General features: G+C 65.3%; 2 protein-coding genes. Both read right to left on the bottom strand.

What is annotated here, in order from left to right:
* Positions 1–547 precede the first annotated feature (547 nt).
* Positions 548–1,768 carry a cyclic nucleotide-gated ion channel gene (locus tag Q7U29_RS10630; protein ID WP_304741142.1) on the bottom strand — a complete coding sequence of 407 codons (1,221 nt, stop codon included), beginning with the start codon at positions 1,766–1,768 and terminating at the stop codon, positions 548–550.
* Between the two features lie 25 nt (positions 1,769–1,793).
* The coding region (gene alaS, locus Q7U29_RS10625; RefSeq protein ID WP_304741140.1) for an alanine--tRNA ligase at positions 1,794–4,154 on the bottom strand (2,361 nt) is incomplete at its 5' end.

Below are 4,154 nucleotides of genomic sequence, written 5' to 3'. Positions count from 1 at the left end.
TGGTCGGCGCCGACCAGCGCTGGCTCTCCACCACGGGCTTCCTCGACAAGGTCGCGGAGAACCTGACCAAGGAAATGGCCTGACGATTGCGCCTGCGGTCTCGAGGAGACCGCAGGCACACTCAGTGCTCCGCGAAGTATTTGCCATAAGCAAGGCTGTCGTCGCCCGGCTCGACCGGGCGATCCAGTACGCCGCAGCTTCTCGATTCCATCTCTGACGTCTCTGGAATACTGGATCGCCCGGTCAAGCCGTGCGATGACAGTTGTGGTTGTGCGAGCCTCCCTCAACGTCATTGCGAGCGCAGCGAAGCAATCCATCTTACACCGGCGCCGGTGCGAGATGGAGTGCTTCGTCGCATCCGCCGTCGCCCGAAGGCGGGCGTAGGCGGACAAGCGCGCTGTCGCGGCAACCCCTGGAGAAAAATGGTATCAGGGTAAGGTCGTGACCGGTTTTGGCTCAAATGAAAAGCGTAACGAATCCAAGGCGTTCCTTTCTATGCATGGGGTCGTTTTCGCAATTTTTGCAGGGGGCTGCGGCCGGGCGCAGGTTAGTCCGAGCCCTTGTCCGGCTGCGTCGCCAGTGCGATCTCGTCGGCGCCGACGTCACCCTTTTGCGCCTGCGCCGTATCGGCAAGGCGCGCCTTGACGATTTCCTGGACATGCGCGGCGAGTTTCGGGGCGCGCGCGATCAACGCGTGGAAATCCTGCGCGTCCAGCACCAGCAGGTTCGACTTGCGCATCGCGGTGACGGTGCCGCTGCGCTGGGTTCGCTGCAAAAGCGCGATCTCGCCGAAGAAGCTGCCGTCGGCGAGCCGTACCCGCTGCGTCGGCAATTCGATCTCGACCTCGCCGGCGGTGATGAAATACATCGATGACGCTGGCTCACCCCGTCGCACCAGGATCTCCCCGGTGGCGATGGTCTGCGCGCGCAGCAGCCGCATGATGTCGGCGATCTCGGCGGCGCGCAGATGCGCGAACAGCGGCACCCGCGCCAGCATGCCCCAAGTCACGATGAAGTCGTGACGGGCGACTTCATTGGCGAAGGCACGGGAAATGATCGCCACCGGCAGCGCGATCATCATCAACCCGCCGACGATGGCGAAGCTGGCGACCGTCTTGCCCATCGGCGTGACCGGAATCACGTCGCCGTAGCCGACGGTGCCGAGCGTCACGATCGCCCACCACATCGCGAGAGGAATCGATCCGAATTTGTCTGGCTGGGTCTCGTGCTCGATCGCGTACAGCAACGTCGAAAAGGTGAGTACCGCGCCGACGAGGATCACCAGGCATCCAAACAAGGTGCGACGCTCTGCCTGCATCGCCTCCAGCAGGGACCGCATCGCGGTCGAATAGCGCACCAGCTTGAAGAACGGCAGCATGCCGAGCACCACCAGCATCGGACGCTCGTTGCCGAGCAATGCAACTCCGGACGGCAGCACCGACAGCAGGTCGATGATGCCGAGGCTGGAGGTCGCGTAGTCCAGCCGGGCGCGCCACGGGCTCATTTCCCGAACCGACGCATGTCCGGCCACGCTCCAGAACCGCGCCGCATACTCGACGGCAAAGATCGCGAGCGACCCTACCTCGACCGCGATAAGCAGTGGGCCGTAGTGCGCGCTGATCTCGGGGACCGACGCCAGCAACATCGAAATCACATTGATGATGACGATGGCGATGATCAGATGCGCGAGCCGCGCGCTCGCCGTGTGGGGGACGTTGTCATGTTCGAGGAGATCGTAGACTCGGCGGCACAGATCGTGACTTTGCATCGCGCTGTTCCCCGGATTGAGTCTGTCAGGCGCTGCCCATCGCGTTTTCGATGGCCTGAAGCGCCGCATCCGCCCTGGCGCCGTCGGGGCCGCCGGCCTGCGCCATGTCGGGACGCCCGCCGCCGCCCTTGCCGCCGAGCGCCTCGGAGGCGATCTTGACCAGATCGACCGCGCTGAAACGCGAGGTCAGATCGGGGGTGACGCCGACCACGACGCCGGCCTTGCCGTCGGCGGTGACGCCGACGATGGCGACCACGCCGGAGCCGAGCTGCTTCTTGCCGTCATCGGCGAGGCTCTTGAGGTCCTTCATCTCGATGCCTTCGACCGCGCGCGCCATCAGCTTGACGTCGCCGACCTGGCGCACGCCGGCGGGACCGGTCGCAGCACCGTTGCCGACGGAAGTCCCGCCGCCCATCGCCAGCCGCTTGCGTGCCTCCGCGAGATCGCGCTCCAGCTTCTTGCGCTCTTCCATCAAGGCGGCGATGCGCGCCGGCATCTCGTCGAGCGTGGTGCGCAACTCGCCTGCCGCGGTCCTGGCGAGCGCCATGGTGTCGTTGGCGTGTCTGCGCGCGTGGTTGCCGGTCAGCGCCTCGATGCGGCGGACGCCCGAGGCGACCGCGCTTTCGCCGGTCACCGAGATCAGTCCGATGTCGCCGGTGCGGCGCACATGGGTGCCGCCGCACAATTCCACCGACCAGCCGAGCGCGTTGCTGCCATGCTCGCGCGCGTTCCGGCCCATCGTCACCACGCGCACTTCATCGCCGTATTTTTCGCCGAACAGCGCCCGCGCCCCGGCATCGCGCGCGTCATCCACCGCCATCAGCCTCGTGGTGACCTCGTCATTCGCCAGCACAACTTCGTTGGCGATGTCCTCGATGCGGGCGAGCTCTTCCGCCGTGATCGGCTTCTGATGCACGAAATCGAACCGCAGGCGATCGGGCGCCACCAGCGAGCCGCGCTGGGCGATGTGGTCGCCGAGCACCTGGCGCAGCGCCTCGTGCAAGAGATGCGTCGCGGAGTGATGGGCGCGGATCGATGAGCGCCGCGAATGGTCGACCTCCAGCAGCAAGGCGGTGCCGACCGTCAGTGTGCCCTGCTCCACCGTACCCTGATGCACGAAGAGATCGCCGGCCCGCTTCTGCGTGTCGGTGACACGGAACCTGACGCCCTCGCCGATCATCACGCCGGTGTCGCCGACCTGACCGCCGGACTCCGCGTAAAACGGGGTCTGGTTGAGAACGATCGAGCCGGTCTCGCCGGCCTTGAGGCTGTCGGCATCCTTGCCGTCCTTGACCAGCGCTGCGACCACGCCCTCGGCGGTCTCGGTCTCGTAGCCCAAAAACTCCGTCGCGCCGAGTTTTTCGCGCAAGGGAAACCAGATGTTCTCGCTGGCGGTATCGCCGCTGCCCGACCACGACGCGCGCGCCTTCTCCTTCTGCCTTTCCATTGCATCGGTGAACGACGCGATATCGACGCTGATGCCGCGCGACTTCAGCGCGTCCTGGGTGAGGTCGAGCGGGAAGCCGTAGGTGTCGTACAGCGTGAACGCGGTGTCGCCGTCGAACATGTCGCCCTTTTTCAGCGAACTGCTCTTCTCGTCGAGGATCGACAGACCGCGCTCCAGCGTCTTTCGGAAACGGGTTTCTTCCAGCCGCAGCGTTTCCTCGATCAACTTTTCCGCCCGCACCAGGTCCGGATAGGCCTGACCCATCTCGCGCACCAGCGCCGGAACGATACGATGCATCAGCGGATCGCGCGCGCCGAGCAACTGCGCATGGCGCATCGCGCGGCGCATGATCCGGCGCAGCACATAGCCGCGGCCCTCGTTCGACGGCAGCACGCCATCGGAAATCAGGAAGGCGGAGGAGCGCAGATGGTCGGCGATGACGCGGAAGGATGCTACGGTCTGTTCTTCCGGTCCGGCCCCCAGCACAGACGCGGTAGAATCGATCAAATGACGGAAAAGATCGGTCTCGAACACGCTGTCGACGCCCTGCAGGATGCAGGCCATGCGCTCGAGCCCCAAACCGGTGTCGATCGAGGGGCGCGGCAGCGGCTGGCGCTCCTCCTTCGTCACCTGCTCGAACTGCATGAAGACCAGATTCCAGAATTCGAGGAAGCGGTCGCCGTCCTCCTCCGGGCTGCCCGGCGGTCCGCCCCAGATGTGCTCGCCGCGGTCGATGAAGATCTCCGAACACGGGCCGCAGGGCCCCGTATCCCCCATCGCCCAGAAATTATCCGAGGTCGGGATGCGGATGATGCGATCGTCGCCCAAGCCCGCGATCTTCTTCCAAAGGCCGGCCGCCTCGTCGTCGGTGTGATAGACCGTGACGAGCAGCTTGTCCTTCTTCAGCCCGAAATCCCTGGTGATCAGGTTCCAGGCGAG

Source organism: Bradyrhizobium sp. (assembly GCF_030654605.1).
GTDB lineage: Bacteria > Pseudomonadota > Alphaproteobacteria > Rhizobiales > Xanthobacteraceae > Bradyrhizobium.
Note: the sequence above shows the minus strand (reverse complement) of the source record. Positions and strands in the feature narration are given on the sequence as shown.